Origin of the sequence: Puia sp. P3, from assembly GCF_050632245.1 — a bacterium.
Lineage (GTDB): Bacteria > Bacteroidota > Bacteroidia > Chitinophagales > Chitinophagaceae > Puia.
In genome coordinates, this window is sequence record NZ_CP192583.1 from 4,355,252 (window position 1) to 4,369,728 (window position 14,477).

Consider the following 14,477-nt stretch of genomic DNA (forward strand, 5'->3'; position numbering starts at 1 on the left):
TAGTTTAATTGTTAATTGAATCCGCTTGCAAAATAGACCCGTCCGTCACCACATTTGGGGGGTAAAAAGCTAAAAGAAGGGGGGTAAACTGCTAATAAATGCTCCTAAAAGCCACAATCTACCCCTTAATGATATTCAATTCACCGTTAAAGGCAGGGCGATATTTCTTAATATATTCCGAGGGCGTCATCCCAAACAGCTTTACAAACTGTTCTCTGAAATACCTCGCGTCCCCAATCCCCACCTGGAAAGCCGCCTGGTTGACATTCATATTGTCCTTTAACATCAGCACCGCCGCCCTCCTCAGCCGGATACTCCGGATAAAGGCATTCAGCGACTGCCCCGAGATAGACTTTACTTTCTGGTACAGCCCGCTCCGGCTAATACCCATCGCCTGGGCAAATTTCCGGGTCGTGAACTCCTCGGTATCCAGATTTCCCTCCACCACCTCGATACAGCGGCGAAGGAACTCCTGATATTCCGCCGGCACCTTTATCGCGGTCTCCTTCAAGGTAATACTGTCAAAGAAGAACCGCCGCAGCTGGTCCCGGTTCCGCAGCACCGTCTCGACCTTCGCCCGCAGGAGATCCTTGTCGAACGGCTTGGTAATATAGTCGTCCGCGCCGCCTTCGATTCCCCTCAGCCGGGCCTCCGTCGCCGTCTCCCCCGTCAGCAGGATCACCGGGATATGCCCCAGTGCCTCAGAACGCTTGATCTTATTACACAGCTCCACCCCATCCATCCCCTGCATCCTGACATCACTGATCACCAGGTCTGGCATTACCTGCTGCGCCAGCTTCCACCCGTCCTCCCCGTTGCTCGCGCGGTACAACAGATACCTATCCCTGAACAGATGGTCAAGATACCGCCCGATCTCTTCTTCATCGTCGATCAGCAGCAACGACTTTTTACCCGTAATGACCTCGTCGGCCGTTTTCCCGTCCTCCGTCAGAACTATCGCCACCTCCTCTTTCTCACCCGCCTCGGCCCCATCAACCAGCTCTCCCAGCAGACCATGATCCGCCGGACTGGCCCCATCCCTCACCGGCACCGCATCCGCAGGCAAATGCGACACCCCCTTTTTCAGCACGATCGTAAACCGCGTGCCCTTCCCCAGCTCGCTCTGACAATACACCCTGCCCCGATGGCTCTCCACAAAATGCTTCACCAGATAAAGGCCGATCCCAAACCCCTTCTGCGCGATCCCCCTGAACTTCCCAAATACGCCTTCAATATCCTCCGGCCCGATCCCACACCCGCTATCCTCGACGCTCACGCTCACCTCGCCGCTGTTCTCTCCCAGCACCACACCGATCCTCCCCCATCCGGTGTGAATTTGTAGGCATTGGACAGCAGATTGAACAGCGCGATCTCGATCTTCTCCCTGTCCGCATACACCACCGGATCCGAAAGCTCGCCCGTAAACCCATAATCGATCCCCTTTACCTTCGCCTGCTGGATAAAACAAAGCCACACCTCCCTCGTGATCTCCGAAATATCCAGCGCGCCGATCTTCAGCACGTCCGCCCCGCTATCCGCCTTTCTGAACAACAACAATTGATCCACCAGACTCAGCAGCCGCCGGGCATTGCGATACGCCGTCGTCAGCTCTTTGTCTTTTTCACGCGCTTCTTTCAGCGGATTGATGATCAGCGACAGCGGCGTCCTGAATTCATGCGAGATATTCGTAAAGAACGACAGCTTTTTCTCATTGAGCTCCTTGTCTTTTTCATTCTCGAGATGCGCCAGCTTGATCTCATATCTCAGCCGCTCCTGCTTCCGCGTATACCGAACATAAAGGAAAATACCCCCGCCAAACAAAGCCCATAGATCAAATACGCCCACCAGGTCCGGTACCACGGCGGCAGCACGCGAACGAACAACACTTTCTTCTCCTTACCCCAACGCCCCAGCGCATCCGTCGCTCTCAAAAAGAACGTATAGCTCCCCTCCCGCAGCCGGCTATAGTGCGCCGTCCGCACCATATTATTGAAGTTCCACCGGCTATCCCACCCCTCGAGATAGTAAGCATACTGTATCTTATCCGGGGCGCTGTATTCCGGCGAGACAAAATCGAAGGACAGATTCGCGGCCTCATACGGCACCTCGATCGCCCGTATATCCTCCAGCTGCCGCTCCACCACATACCGGCTCGCCGGACTAAGCGCCCTGTCCTCCACCCGTATCGACGTGAGGTAGATCGCCGGCTTCGAAGCCTGCCCATAGATACTGTCCGGATAGAACAAATTAAACCCCTTGATCCCCCCGAACAGGAATTCCCCCGACTTCAGCGCCACCGCGGCATTGAAACTGAACTGGTCGCTCTGTAACCCATCCGACTGCAGAAACGACCTGAAACTCCGCTCGCGCGAGTCAAACCTTATCAACCCGTTAAACGTGCTCATCCACAAATTCCCTCCCGCATCCTCGAGTATCCTTAAGATGGTATTACTTCTTAGGCCATTGTTCTCATCGAACCGTTTATAGCCACCCGTTTTCCGGTCAAACAACAGCAACCCTCCCCCCTGGGTCCCCACCCAAAAATTTCCCGACCTGTCTTCATGGATACAGCGGACCGTATACCCCAGCTCGTATTTGCGGTGGTGCTTCTGCTCGCGGTCGATCCGGATCAGCGAAGAATAATTTCCGCCCCAGAGACTGCCGGCGCTGTCCTCCGCAAGACACTGGATATTGACGATCGTGGTATCGAATAGCTCCCACCGGTCGGACGCTCTGTTCAGTGTGTATAGAGTGCCGTCATTGCTGGTGCTCGCCCACAACCGTTTTTGCCTGTCCTCATAGATGAGCCAGACCTTATTCTCCTCCAGACCCGTATAGGGATTCACACAGGCATAGTGTACAAAATTTCCGCCCGCCCGCTTGTACCGGCTGATCCCTCCATACCACGACGAGACCCAGATCTCATTCTGCTCGTCGCGGACGATACCCGTAATAAAATTTCCCCCGACAGTTCTTGGATCACCGGGCTCATGCGTAAACACCTTGTACTCGTCCTTCTCCCGGTTCCAGCACCGCAACCCGCCACCATCTGTCCCGATCCACACACGATGGTCCTGATCCTCGCAAAAAGAAAGTATAAAATTGTTGTTGGGGTTTGTATTTCTTTCTGGGTTGTAAACGACTGTGCGCATCGGATTGGGCCTGGCCTCGATGATATTCACGCCCCCGCGAAGCGTGGCGATCCACTTGCGCCCCTGCTCGTCTTCATATACAGAATAGACCGCGCTGCTATTGACTACCGCCTTACCGCCCCGGCCGACAAAAGGCCTCGCCTTCGTGTCATCCTGACCCTTAACCAGCAACCCCTCCCGTCCGAAGCGATCCACAACAAACCCTGCCTGTCGATACAAAGCCCGCTGACGCGGAAAACCCCGTCTACATAACTGGCCGAATACGCATCGTCAGCCATCGAATACCGGAAAAGGCCGTTGTCGTTGCCGAACCACAGGTGCCCGCCGCCGTCGGCCCTCAGACAGTTGCCCTGCTTTTTGCTATTATTGACAACCTTTATCTCCCGTTCCTTCCACAAGTAATGACAAAGTCCCACATTCTCCACGATCAGCCGAGGTCGTGCCATCGCTGCTATCCTGACAGACCGCCGATACCTTATAGTTCACGGGCCCGCTCGCCAGCTTCACCTGCCTCCCCACGCTGTCGCCTTTCGCAAACACCAGCAGCCCCGTTCCCCCGTCGCCACAAAGCATATCCCCGCGCCCGTCCCTGTCGACATTCACCACTTCGGACGATACCGGTCGCGGAACTCCTCCTGCCGGCGGAGCATACGAAGGGACAGAAAATGCACCCCTGTCCGGATGATAAACACTCAATCCGTTGCGGCCCCCGACCCAGAGATTATGCCACAGGTCGTCGGCGATGCAATAGACCTCATTGCCTTTTAATGAACTGCTGTCTCCTATCCTGTTGCGGAATATAGTGAACGACCGCCCGTCATACCGGTTCAGTCCGTCGTAGGTGGTAAACCACATAAAACCCTTGTAGTCCTGATAGACCCCGGTCACCGCGTTGTTCGACAACCCGTCCTCGATACCTACATACCTGACGGACGGGACAGGCCGCTCCTGCCCCCGGGCAGACATCGCACCAACCACCATCAAAGCAGCAAAGCCCATCTCCTTGACAAAGCGAAGCATCAGTTCTGGTTTAATACTAAAGATACCCACCCCATTCATTTTCACAAAAATCCACTAAATTGTCGACCAATTCAATCACACGACTATGCAGTATCGGACCACATTGCTTTCCACCATTGTACTCCTGGCAGCCTCCACCATCACACATGCCCAGACCGAGACAGACACGATCAAGGACCACCGGACCACCGAGATCTACGAACCCGTGCCTCCCGTCGTAACTCCGGCCGCAAAATTCGGCGAAGCTCCTTCAGACCGCCGTCATTCTCTTCAACGGCAAGAACCTCGACCAATGGGAAAAAGTTTCCGACGGCACTCCCGCCGACTGGATCGTTTCCGGCGGCATCCTGACCGTTAATAAAAAGTCAGGCAATATCCAGACCAAACAATCATTTATCAACTACCAGCTCCACCTGGAATACCGTATCCCCGCCAATATTACCGGCGAAGACCAGGCCCGCGGCAACAGCGGTCTCTTCCTGGCCTCCACGGGCAAAGGCGACGCCGGCTACGAGCTCCAGATCCTCGACAACTATAACAACAAGACCTATACCAACGGCCAGGTAGGCAGCATCTACAAACAAAGCGTTCCCCTCGCCAATCCCTGCCGCAAGCCGGGCGAATGGCAGACCTACGACGTCGCATGGGTTGCCCCGACCTTCAACGAAGACGGCACCATGAAATCTCCCGCCCGCGTCACCGCCTTCCTGAACGGCGTTCTGGTGCAGGACAACTTCATCCTGAAGGGCGAAACCCGCTACATCGGCAAACCGTACTACAAGTCCCACGGTCCCTCTCCGATCAAGCTACAGGCACACGGCGATAAGAGCGAACCCATCAGCTTCCGCAACATCTGGGTCCGTCCTTCACCATACTAAATAACTAAAGCCCCCGATAAGGGGCTTTTTAATTCAATGCTTTCCCACACCACCTTCTTTCATCCAACACCATGGAAAAGATAAAAGGCCTCATCTTCGACCTCGACGGCACCATCGGCAATACCCTGCCCCTCTGTATCCAGGCCTTCCGCCAGTCGATCGAACCGCTCGCACTCAAACAACTCTCCGACCAGGACATCATCGCCACCTTCGGCCCCTCCGAAGAAGGCACGATCCAAACCCTGATCCCCAACCACTACGAAGAAGGCATCGTCAACTATTTGCAATTCTACGAGGACCTCCACGACATCTGCCCCGATCCCTTCCCCGGCATCACCAGCCTGCTCGACCACCTGCGGTCAAAAGGCATCCGCATCGCGATGGTCACCGGCAAGGGCGAACACAGCACCGTCATCACACTGAAAAAATTTGGCCTCGACTCCTATTTCCAACACATCGAAACCGGGTCCCCCGAAGGCCCCGTAAAAGAGAAAGGCATCGCCGCGGTCATCCGCCAGTGGCCCGACCTCGACAAGAGCTCCATCGTCTACGTCGGTGACGCCCCCAGCGATATCACCGCCAGCCGCAAAGCCGGCATACCCGTCGTCGCCGCAGCCTGGGCCGAAACAGCCGAACCCGAAAAACTCCTGGCCAACCAACCCGACAAGATCTTCTATTCGATCAGCGGGTTCACCGACTGGCTGCTGCCACTGGTCTAACCCTGGCCACCCATCCCCCGCCTTCAGACAATCTGATATCCCCACCATTTCTCCATTGACCAAAACCCACCTCATTTCACTCCAAAACCGGTCAATACAGCGCAACCACCCCCAAAAATCACCCCCCTCCAAAAAAACACATATCCTCCCTGCAATTTTCCCCCGCCGGGCGAAAATCCGTCCGAAAATCAGCAAAATTCCCCCTCCGCAGAACGGTAAAATATTGGCCAAACATTCAAAAAATTTGTAAATTGGGTAAAGCGATTCCTCACCAACCAAAAACAGGCTGTATGAAAAAGTAAGCGACATTCTTACACACAAGGGCGCCCGCATCACATCCGTAACGCCCCAAACCACCGTTCTGGAGGCCCTTCGCATCATGGCCGACCAGAATATCGGGTCTGTACTCGTGCTGGAGGGGAACGAATATCAGGGCATCATGACCGAACGCGACTATTCAAGAAAGGTCATCCTGAAAGGCAAATCCTCCACCGACACTCCCGTAGCGGAGATCATGTCAAAAGACTTCCCCACGGTCACCCCGCAGGATACCGTCGAGTTCTGCATGCAACTGATGTCGGAAAAAAACATCCGCTATCTCCCCGTATTCGAAAGTGGAATACTCGCGGGGATCGTGTCGATCAACGACGTCGTGCGGGAAACCATCCTCACCCAGGAAGAGACGATCACTCACCTAAAAGACTATTTACATTCCGGCCGCTAACCACGGCCCCCTCCGCGTGTGCAAAGGGCAGATCACCCCATTCTCCGCGTGAACCACGCCTCCACCCGCTGCCCCAGAACCCCGGCACCCGCGGACCCACAACCCCGGCACCCACGGACCCATAACCCAACCACCCGCGGACCCACAACCCCGCGTGAACCGTCGTCCACATAACCAGCGGCGTGCCCCGCGTCCCCCTATTCCCCAAAATATCTGTCCAGCAGCATCCGCAACCGCTCCTGGCTCAACGGCTTATTCTCAAACCCCGACACCTCGGGGATCGTCTTCGTTCTGACTTCATCGTCCGGATTCAACGACGTAGTCAGCATGATCAGGACAATATCCGCCTTATGCCCGTCCGGCAACAGCTTGTACTTCTCTAAAAACTCCCAGCCATCCATAGCCGGCATATTAATATCCAGGAAAATAAGATCAGGCCTGGGCGAGTCCCCCTGCCCGCAATCCTCCAAATAATTCAACGCCTCCTGGCCGCCCTGAGCGATCCGGATATAGCTCGCACATCCGCTCTGCTCAAGCGTCATCTTGTTCAGGAAATTTGTCGGTTCATCGTCATCGATGAGAAGAATACAGTTCAGTTTCGGGTTCATGTTTTCGAGAGTATTGAATGAGAAAAACTCGGTTTTACAACCGGGAAACCATGAACTACTGAGCTTAACCAGGACGGCCGTTTAAGGGTTTTTACTAACTGTCAACAAATGTATAAATTGATTTCGGCAAAAAATAACCCTCAAATTAATTTTTTGCCTCAACACCATTATGTCTGTACACTCGGCTTCAGCCTCGTGTACGGACTGTACTCCGTCCAGTCGGGTCATCCACAGATACAACATTCACGAACGATTAACCGAAAATGGAGAGGAAAATTGTAAATTTGATTTTTATTCGCAACAGTATAAAAGACTATGGCAGAAACACTTCAAAGGGACGAAATTGTTGTTCGGGAGATCCTCGACACGGCAAGAGCCCTGTTTCGCCAGTCCGGGTTCAAGAAAACAACCATGGGCGACATTGCCCGGGGTCTCGGCAAAGCCAAAAGCTCCCTTTACTACTACTACCCCAGTAAGGAAGACATCTTCGAAGCCGTCCTCTACGCCGAAATGGGCGAACTCCTCGCCCAGATCAACCAGAGCTATCGGCCAGGCCCGCTCCTCCAAAGAAAAGCTGATCGCCTACTGCCGCTGCCGCCTCAATAAGTTAAAGGAACTCTGCAACCTCAGCGACGCCTTAAAGAGCGAAATAGCTGAACTACATTGTATTATGACTGATTTGAAAAACAAGTTCGACACCACCCACGTCGAGCTGGTAAAAGCCATCCTGACGGAAGGCGTCCACAACGGAGAATTCAAACAGGTCAGCGAAGACAATATCGAACTCATCGCCTACCTCATGGTCAGCAGCTTCCGCGGCCTCGCCGTCCCCCTCATGGTCGGCCAGCACCGCAGCCCCAAACTCGACCTCCAGATCGACTCGATCGTCGACATCATGGTCGAAGGGATAGGTCGCTGCTCCTAACCGTCAGGAACCAAACGCCGCAGGCTCTACTCACTCACTAATTCCGCTGATCCACCCCCTCACAACGCGGTTCACCACCCCAACCCTCTCAAACAAATAATTGAACAAAAATATCCCCGTCAACCCACACCCGATCCCCGCCAGCACATCCAGCACATAGTGATGACTACTATACACCGCCGTAAACCATATCCCCACCATGATCAACCCAAAGACCCAATTCACCCACCGGCATTTATACCTGATCCCATAAAAAAGCACCGTCAACGGATACGCCGCATGCAAAGACGGCATCGCCGCAAACACATTCGAACTCTTCGCATACAACCCCGAAAATACCGAAACATGAAAATAGGCATCCCATCTCCCCAATCCAGCCGTATTCCCCGGCGTATGCGGGTCAAACCCAAAACCATGCAGCTCCACATACCAAGGCGGCGCCGCCGGACAGGCATAATACACAACAAAACCCACCAGATTCACCACCAGAAAACTCAGCACGAACCGAAAAAATGCCTCCTTGTTCTTATAGAACAAATACCCCGCAAACCCCAGCGGCAGCGGCATCCAGCAGAGATAAAAGAAGCCGCAGGCAACATCCAGAAAAGTCTGCTTGTGTATCAGCCACCACTCATTCGGCGTAAGCACCGCCCCCGTCATATCCTTTATTCCAAATAGCCGCTTCTCCAGATTGTAGATGCTTTCGATATGCACCGTATTGTACCGGTAATTCGGGAAAGCCTTCATCAGATCGAAGATGATCCAAAAAACGATAAAAACGCTAAAGCCGAGGATAAACCTACGCGTGGGAGATGATAAATAAAACAACACGTTGAACAGCCCCACAAGAAACAGCTGCTCCGTTTTAAAACCAATAAGTATTGCAGAAACGATCAGATATAGTGCCGAGACGGCAGTGGCGACCAGCGCATTCTTCCAGGTCAGCGAAGTCCCTGTCCGCGCCGCAGCCTCCTTTCCTCCTCCAACTCCCTCCATCACCGGGACTGCCCCCCCTGTTTCCCCACCAGTAGTATCCATTTAAACTTTTATTCGTTGAACCAATTCCTTTCCGGTCTGCGTATCCGTCCCCTTCAACTCCAGCCAGCTCACATTCGGAGCCCAGAAAGTTCCACCCGGATCGATCCGGATATACACCCGGCTCAGCAAGGCCTGCTTCCCCGAGATGGTAACATAAACATGATGCTTATTGTCGATCGGCGACCTCTTCAGGTACATCGGTAATTTCTTATACGATACGAACCGCAGCTCCCACGAGTCATTACCAATATCCTCCGTTTTCAGACCATAGGCAAAATGCCGCTGTATCCAGTTCAATTCCTGCCGCTGTCCCTGCTCGGTATAACGAACCCACAGCACATGCGCCGGCTCCTCCTTGTCGACTACCCCTCCCTTCTCATTCAACTCCACAATGATCGTATTCGAATTAGGCGTACGCTGCAGATAGAACAAGGAATGCGAGTTGTTCGGCGGCACCGGAAACGTCTCCACCGTATCCTTCGGTTCAGCCGGCACCCCGTGCCCGCCGCTGTTACCAGCCCCGCCAGACCTAAGCCCGGTCGTATTTCCCGCGACACCCGATCCTCCCGCGCTGCCCGATCCTCCGGGACCACCGGAACCTCCTGGACCACCCGATGACTGCGCCACACCCGGCAACGCCGACATAGCCGCCAGCAGCACAACCACGATCGCCACATGCGTCGTCGACGACTTCTTCTCTATCCCTCCGGTCGTTTTTGCGGCCGCCTCTTTCGCAATCCCGGCCCTCGCCTCCAGCGTCTTCTTCGCATCCCTCAGCCTCCCGATCGCCGTCCAGTTAGCTAAAAAAGCCATGATCGTCAACGGTATCGTAAAAATCGAAATAGTCTCGAACATTGGAAAATTGCTCCCCGGCCAGGCGATCTTATAGTCCCCGCCCATCCAGTGCGAAGCGATCCCGCAGCCCAGCGCCGAAACGCCGATGATGATCACCCGCTCCGGCCGCTGCATCAGCCCGTCCTTGCACTCGATACCCAACCCCTCCGCACGGGCCCGCGTATAACTCACCATCATACTCCCGATCAACCCTATGAACGCAAACAACGAACTCAGAAAATAGTGGTGCGATACCAGATAATAACATATGCCGAGGAATAACACCAGCTCACTATACCTGTCCAGCACCGAATCATACAACGCCCCAAAAGGGGAGCTCATATTTCCCAGCCTCGCCACCTGCCCGTCCAGCATATCGAAAAGCCCGGCAAACAGGATCAACGCCCCCGCCCAGCCCACATAGGAAAGATCACCCCGGCGCCCTTCCTCAGCCCCGCAAATGAAGATGATCGCCACACCTATATTTAGCAGCAGCCCGATGGTCGTCACCATATTCGGTGTCAACCCCATCCTGATCAATAACTTGACCACCGGATTGATCACCTTATAAATTCCTAACTGTAGTTGTTTTCTTGTACTCATAGGTCACATTCACCTTCTTTAGACAATCTCCAAAGATACTATGTTCATTCTGAATTAGTCTTCCTTGTATCCCATTTTAATCCCCGCAAAAAACCCAGGCCCCCGGGCTCTAAAAATCAAACTTCGCCCTCGCCCTGATCCCCCACTTCGAGATCTCCGGGTGATCCGTATACGTAAACCGCTGTATATAATCCACCCGTATCACCTTGAAAATATTCATGATACCAAAACCTCCCTCGATGTAAGGCACCCGGTCGATCGAAAACGTCTCCGTCTTCCCATTCGTCAGCGGATACTTCATCACATCCGGCGACTTCAACGGATTATTCTCATCCCTGACCCCTCCATAAAGGATTTTCGCCTCGATCACCTCCCTCCACTTCAACTCCTTCAGAAAAGGTATCTTATTGAAAAAGAAGCCGTTAAAATAATGATCCACATACGCACTCGCATAGTGGTCGCTCACAAACTCCAAAAAGTTCATCAGGTTATACGACTGCAGCTGCAGCGCAAAGGTCTGGTTGGCATGGTGTATATCCAGCAGCGGAAAAGGTACCTTCCCGATCAGATACCCCATATCCGTCGTGATATCCGTATACCCCAGCGGCCCCTCATAGAATCGCTTGAAGAACAGGAACTGAAGATTATGATAGTTGTATTCCCCGCCAAACGGCCCCTTCACACCAGCCGTATACAGCAGCGAAAAAATAGGATATTTGTTGTAGATCGGCACCCGGTAGAGCTTCCCGATATAGAACTGCTCATGCGGCGCATACCGCAGCTCCACCGAACCCTCCGTCGTCGTGATCGACTTTATCGAATCCGGACCGTTACCCCCGGGCTTCACGTAGGCGATAGTCCCCGCAGGCGACTGCTTCCACCACTTGAAATTGAAATCATACGAGAAATGGCTCTTGAACTCTTTCAAATATTCCAACCTGAAAATATTATTGTACAGCCACTTGTCGTTATTCCCGCGTTTGAAGGACAAAGGAAGTTATCCTCCTGCACGAACTGCAGGTCCTGCCCCGGGATCTTGGTATCCTTCTGATATGACGCCCGCACAAAATTCTGCGGGAACCCATAGACCGACTTGTTATTGATCGAATACGTCCCGCTCAAAAAATACTTCCATTTCTGATCTTTAAAACCATACGCGACATACGCCTCCGAATAAAATCTCGTACTGAAATGCGTCGTCGTCCTGCCGCCAAACCTCAGCCGGAAACCTTCCACCGGATTAAAACTATAAAAAGTACTCACCGGCCCTATCTCCGCCCAGTTCGCCTGCTTATACCCCGCCATCAGCAGCGTACTCCAGTCCACCAGCCGCTTGAACGACTTCATATTCTTCAGGCTGTCCACATTCGCATAGGTCTTCGACTCCGCCCCCGTCAGCGTATCGGCACGGGAATTCACCCAGAAACTATCGGGCCGGGTCGACGCGCTGTCCAGTTCCACCGTCGGCGGTCCCTTGAAAAGACTATCCGGTAAAGGCTGATTCGTTTTGAAATCGAGATACGTGACCACCCTTTCCCCAAAAAGCCCGGTCCCCTTCTTATTGATCCCGAAATCACCCAGCACATCGCTCTTCGTCAGCAGATACCTCCCATCATCCCGCCTGGTAAAATCCTGGTTGATCCACATCTCGCGGACAAAATTGAAATTGATGCTCTTGCTCACCAGCAGCCGCAGCTTCTGGATAGCATAGTTGCCGTCCAGCGTGATCCACATCGTTCCCCTGAACAGCAGGTCGTTCGGGTTACGCGGACGGAAGGACAGACGGATCAGCTTCGTCCCATCCACCACCGTCGTATCCTCGATAAAATACATGTAGAATGTCGGCGCGAGATCCGCGATCGGACTCAGGAACAAATTGGTGAAGACCGAAATATTGTTGTCGTAAACGTTGAAGTCCTGGTATAGCCGGTTCAGATAAGCGCTGATCCCCTGCATATCGATCAGCTCCCCATAGTCTACCCGCTTCTTGCCGGTAATAACCGACTTGCTCTTCTCCGGACGCTGCCGGTAATAGTTGTCGGAGTAAGTTTCCTCCAGATACACCGGAGACAACCGCCTTCCCTCCAGCTTCGTGGTATCGCTGTTCTCCACCAAAAAATGGTAGGGCCTCAGCAGCCTGTTACCCTTGATGGCGTCCTCTATCTTATTCAGCTTGTCGACATAAACAACCAGCTTTTCATACTTGCCATACTGCGCGTAGGTATAGGCCTCCATCCGGTTCTGATCCTTGTGATCTATTACCTGGCGGATCAGCTCGACCGCCGGATTTCCCTTGTTTCGGTACTTCTGCCGCTTGTTCTTCACAAGCGCCCCCTCCAGTTCCTTGAACTTTCGGCCCAGCCTAAAAACAACTTCCTGGGATGGGATAGAATCCAGATGAAGCGTTACGGAATTATACCCGACACTCGAGACGACCACATCGATAGCCCGCTGCCCCGTGGTCATGCGAAAACGCCCGTCGTTGTTCGACCGCGCCCCGCCCCGAAGCCCCTTGATAGTGATGCTGGCATTATGAATGGGCGTCTGAGACGCAGAGTCGTTCACGACCCCGCGGAACACCACGTCCTGAGCCTGGCTGCGCCAACTGACAGCCATTGCGATAAATAATAAAGTCCAGCCCTTCCAAATAAATCCTGTCTGTGTCATTGTCCGATTCAATTTTTAAAAACAAATCTTTTCTGTAGTATATAGTTGTAGCCTACCGCTACCAGTATAGCCGTTATCGCCTTGCAGGCCATCGGGGCCAGCGCAGTATAACGCGTCAGTAGCCAGAGTCCTGTCGTATTTAGTACCAAATTACCGATCCATACCAGCACATATCGGTTCAGCTGCCCGGTCCATTTCTTCTCCTGCGCATTGAACACCCAGGTGCGGCTGATCATAAAATGCGTCACACCACCGAGTAACGTACCCGTGGCGCCCGCAGCCACCGGCGGAGCCCCCGCCAGATTCAACAACAACCACATCACGCCAAAATCCACTACCGTCGCGAGCAGCGATATCAGCTGAGCCTTTGTAAAAGTAATCATATTCGTTCCTACCAGGGCTTTATCCATACCACGATCTGCAAGATTAAGTTAGCATACAATCCGGCAAGCACGTCGTCCATCATGACCCCCCAACCCCCGCCGATACGTTCCATTCGACGGATATACAATGGTTTGGCTATGTCGAAGTACCGAAATAGCACCAGCCCGACCGCCACATAGGGCCACCGGACGGGCACAAACAATAAAGTGATACACATCCCCGCCACCTCGTCGATCACGATCCGGTAGCTGTCCTCCCCCAGTACGGCTCCATCTTCCCCGCACTGTAAACACCCGCAAACAGGATCGCAACAGTCACAAGGACCTGCCATCCCCAGAAATGACTATTTCCACCTGCCCAGGCAAAATACCATGCTATACAACAGACGACAGCGGCAACAGTACCCCTGCCCTTTGGAGTATAGCCGATTCCCAGACAGGTGGAAATGAGTCTATGGATCAGCACCATCAGGCCGTGATTTCCTCCTCGGCAAAGGTTAAACCTTCCGGATTAACCAGCTCTTCACCCATCAGCTTCCTCAGCGTATTCTGCAACACTGTCAATTGCTTGAAAATGTCGTGCTCTGTACGCTGACCCGCACGCGTCTGAGGAGATTTGAAATAAAATGACAGCCATTCCTGGATACCGCTCAGCCCCGCCCGCTTGGCCAGATCGCCAAACAACGCCAGGTCCAGCACCAGTGGCGCAGCCAGTATCGAATCCCGGCAAAGGAAATTGATCTTGATCTGCATGGAGTAACCCAGCCAGCCGAAAATGTCGATATTATCCCAGCTCTCCTTATTGTCTCCATGGGGAGGATAATAGTTGATCCGGATCTTGTGATACAGCTCGCTGTACAGCTCGGGAGCCGGTCCGGACGCAGGATATCTTCCAGTACACTCAGCTTGCTCACTTCCTTCGTACG

18 protein-coding genes and 2 pseudogenes are annotated in these 14,477 nt (G+C 53.4%); 6 read left to right on the plus strand and 14 right to left on the minus strand.

Annotated elements, in window-relative coordinates:
- Positions 1-118: 118 nt before the first annotated feature.
- Genes ACQ86N_RS27225 through ACQ86N_RS27245 form a run of 5 tightly spaced genes read right to left on the minus strand, consistent with a single transcriptional unit; the run spans position 119 to position 4,172 of the window.
- The gene (locus tag ACQ86N_RS27225) at positions 119-1,309 is read right to left on the minus strand and encodes a response regulator (RefSeq protein ID WP_431209800.1); all 1,191 of its coding nucleotides are present in this window, start codon (positions 1,307-1,309) and stop codon (positions 119-121) included.
- Positions 1,279-1,821 (minus strand): sensor histidine kinase, encoded by a 543-nt coding sequence (locus ACQ86N_RS27230; protein ID WP_431209801.1) that lies wholly within the window; start codon positions 1,819-1,821, stop codon positions 1,279-1,281. The genes ACQ86N_RS27225 and ACQ86N_RS27230 overlap by 31 nt, the downstream gene beginning before the upstream one ends.
- Entirely contained in the window at positions 1,764-3,323 is a 1,560-nt protein-coding gene (locus ACQ86N_RS27235; protein WP_431209802.1) for a ligand-binding sensor domain-containing protein, read from the minus strand. The genes ACQ86N_RS27230 and ACQ86N_RS27235 overlap by 58 nt, the downstream gene beginning before the upstream one ends.
- A complete protein-coding gene (locus ACQ86N_RS27240) occupies positions 3,257-3,550 on the minus strand; it encodes a two-component regulator propeller domain-containing protein (protein ID WP_431209803.1) in 294 nt (97 codons plus the stop codon). The genes ACQ86N_RS27235 and ACQ86N_RS27240 overlap by 67 nt, the downstream gene beginning before the upstream one ends.
- Positions 3,516-4,172, minus strand: coding sequence for a ligand-binding sensor domain-containing protein (locus tag ACQ86N_RS27245; protein ID WP_431209804.1), 657 nt, complete (start codon positions 4,170-4,172; stop codon positions 3,516-3,518). Before ACQ86N_RS27245 ends, ACQ86N_RS27240 begins: the two co-directional genes overlap by 35 nt.
- 85 nt (positions 4,173-4,257) lie before the next feature.
- On the opposite strand from ACQ86N_RS27245, the gene ACQ86N_RS27250 reads away from it, so the two are divergent.
- The 4 genes from ACQ86N_RS27250 to ACQ86N_RS27265 all read left to right on the plus strand — a co-directional run bounded on the left by ACQ86N_RS27250 (position 4,258) and on the right by ACQ86N_RS27265 (position 6,493).
- Positions 4,258-4,530, plus strand: coding sequence for a hypothetical protein (locus ACQ86N_RS27250; RefSeq protein ID WP_431209805.1), 273 nt, complete (start codon positions 4,258-4,260; stop codon positions 4,528-4,530).
- A complete protein-coding gene (locus ACQ86N_RS27255; RefSeq protein WP_431217614.1) occupies positions 4,436-5,050 on the plus strand; it encodes a 3-keto-disaccharide hydrolase in 615 nt (204 codons plus the stop codon). Before ACQ86N_RS27250 ends, ACQ86N_RS27255 begins: the two co-directional genes overlap by 95 nt.
- Positions 5,051-5,121: 71 nt before the next feature.
- Complete coding sequence (locus tag ACQ86N_RS27260) at positions 5,122-5,769, plus strand: HAD family hydrolase (RefSeq protein WP_431209806.1); 648 nt, start codon at positions 5,122-5,124, stop codon at positions 5,767-5,769.
- Between the two features lie 307 nt (positions 5,770-6,076).
- The gene (locus ACQ86N_RS27265; RefSeq protein WP_431217615.1) at positions 6,077-6,493 is read left to right on the plus strand and encodes a CBS domain-containing protein; all 417 of its coding nucleotides are present in this window, start codon (positions 6,077-6,079) and stop codon (positions 6,491-6,493) included.
- 197 nt (positions 6,494-6,690) lie between these two features.
- Here the strand turns inward: ACQ86N_RS27265 and ACQ86N_RS27270 are convergent, their stop codons facing one another.
- A complete protein-coding gene (locus ACQ86N_RS27270) occupies positions 6,691-7,101 on the minus strand; it encodes a response regulator (protein ID WP_431209807.1) in 411 nt (136 codons plus the stop codon).
- A gap of 315 nt (positions 7,102-7,416) precedes the next feature.
- Here ACQ86N_RS27270 and ACQ86N_RS27275 point away from each other — a divergent pair, with 315 nt between their 5' ends.
- Complete coding sequence (locus ACQ86N_RS27275; protein ID WP_431209808.1) at positions 7,417-7,707, plus strand: TetR/AcrR family transcriptional regulator; 291 nt, start codon at positions 7,417-7,419, stop codon at positions 7,705-7,707.
- A gap of 64 nt (positions 7,708-7,771) precedes the next feature.
- Complete coding sequence (locus ACQ86N_RS27280) at positions 7,772-8,026, plus strand: hypothetical protein (RefSeq protein WP_431209809.1); 255 nt, start codon at positions 7,772-7,774, stop codon at positions 8,024-8,026.
- A 30-nt stretch (positions 8,027-8,056) separates the two neighbouring features.
- Here the strand turns inward: ACQ86N_RS27280 and ACQ86N_RS27285 are convergent, their stop codons facing one another.
- The 8 genes and pseudogenes from ACQ86N_RS27285 to ACQ86N_RS27320 all read right to left on the minus strand — a co-directional run.
- Entirely contained in the window at positions 8,057-9,022 is a 966-nt protein-coding gene (locus ACQ86N_RS27285; RefSeq protein WP_431217616.1) for a phosphatase PAP2 family protein, read from the minus strand.
- A gap of 42 nt (positions 9,023-9,064) precedes the next feature.
- Positions 9,065-10,501, minus strand: coding sequence for a DUF4833 domain-containing protein (locus ACQ86N_RS27290; RefSeq protein WP_431209810.1), 1,437 nt, complete (start codon positions 10,499-10,501; stop codon positions 9,065-9,067).
- Positions 10,502-10,610: 109 nt separating this feature from the next.
- The gene (locus tag ACQ86N_RS27295; RefSeq protein WP_431209811.1) at positions 10,611-11,429 is read right to left on the minus strand and encodes a DUF5686 family protein; all 819 of its coding nucleotides are present in this window, start codon (positions 11,427-11,429) and stop codon (positions 10,611-10,613) included.
- Complete coding sequence (locus tag ACQ86N_RS27300) at positions 11,426-13,168, minus strand: DUF5686 family protein (RefSeq protein ID WP_431209812.1); 1,743 nt, start codon at positions 13,166-13,168, stop codon at positions 11,426-11,428. The genes ACQ86N_RS27295 and ACQ86N_RS27300 overlap by 4 nt, the downstream gene beginning before the upstream one ends.
- Before the next feature lie 8 nt (positions 13,169-13,176).
- Positions 13,177-13,578 (minus strand): GtrA family protein, encoded by a 402-nt coding sequence (locus ACQ86N_RS27305; protein WP_431209813.1) that lies wholly within the window; start codon positions 13,576-13,578, stop codon positions 13,177-13,179.
- A pseudogene (locus ACQ86N_RS27310) lies at positions 13,560-14,020 on the minus strand (phosphatidylglycerophosphatase A family protein). Before ACQ86N_RS27310 ends, ACQ86N_RS27305 begins: the two are co-directional and overlap by 19 nt.
- Positions 14,020-14,250 carry an inositol-3-phosphate synthase gene (locus tag ACQ86N_RS27315; RefSeq protein ID WP_431209814.1) on the minus strand — a complete coding sequence of 77 codons (231 nt, stop codon included), beginning with the start codon at positions 14,248-14,250 and terminating at the stop codon, positions 14,020-14,022. The pseudogene ACQ86N_RS27310 and the gene ACQ86N_RS27315 overlap by 1 nt, the downstream one beginning before the upstream one ends.
- Before the next feature lie 78 nt (positions 14,251-14,328).
- Positions 14,329-14,412: pseudogene (locus ACQ86N_RS27320) on the minus strand (hypothetical protein); the annotation flags it as partial.
- Positions 14,413-14,477 lie beyond the last annotated feature (65 nt).

Coding starts and splice junctions, on each gene's coding strand:
- ACQ86N_RS27305 (WP_431209813.1), bottom strand. CDS start 13,578: ATGGATAAAGCCCTGGTAGGAACGAATATGATTACTTTTACAAAGGCT.
- ACQ86N_RS27260 (WP_431209806.1), top strand. CDS start 5,122: ATGGAAAAGATAAAAGGCCTCATCTTCGACCTCGACGGCACCATCGGC.
- ACQ86N_RS27285 (WP_431217616.1), bottom strand. CDS start 9,022: ATGGAGGGAGTTGGAGGAGGAAAGGAGGCTGCGGCGCGGACAGGGACT.
- ACQ86N_RS27245 (WP_431209804.1), bottom strand. CDS start 4,172: ATGCTTCGCTTTGTCAAGGAGATGGGCTTTGCTGCTTTGATGGTGGTT.
- ACQ86N_RS27280 (WP_431209809.1), top strand. CDS start 7,772: ATGACTGATTTGAAAAACAAGTTCGACACCACCCACGTCGAGCTGGTA.
- ACQ86N_RS27250 (WP_431209805.1), top strand. CDS start 4,258: ATGCAGTATCGGACCACATTGCTTTCCACCATTGTACTCCTGGCAGCC.
- ACQ86N_RS27290 (WP_431209810.1), bottom strand. CDS start 10,501: ATGAGTACAAGAAAACAACTACAGTTAGGAATTTATAAGGTGATCAAT.
- ACQ86N_RS27275 (WP_431209808.1), top strand. CDS start 7,417: ATGGCAGAAACACTTCAAAGGGACGAAATTGTTGTTCGGGAGATCCTC.
- ACQ86N_RS27270 (WP_431209807.1), bottom strand. CDS start 7,101: ATGAACCCGAAACTGAACTGTATTCTTCTCATCGATGACGATGAACCG.
- ACQ86N_RS27300 (WP_431209812.1), bottom strand. CDS start 13,168: ATGACACAGACAGGATTTATTTGGAAGGGCTGGACTTTATTATTTATC.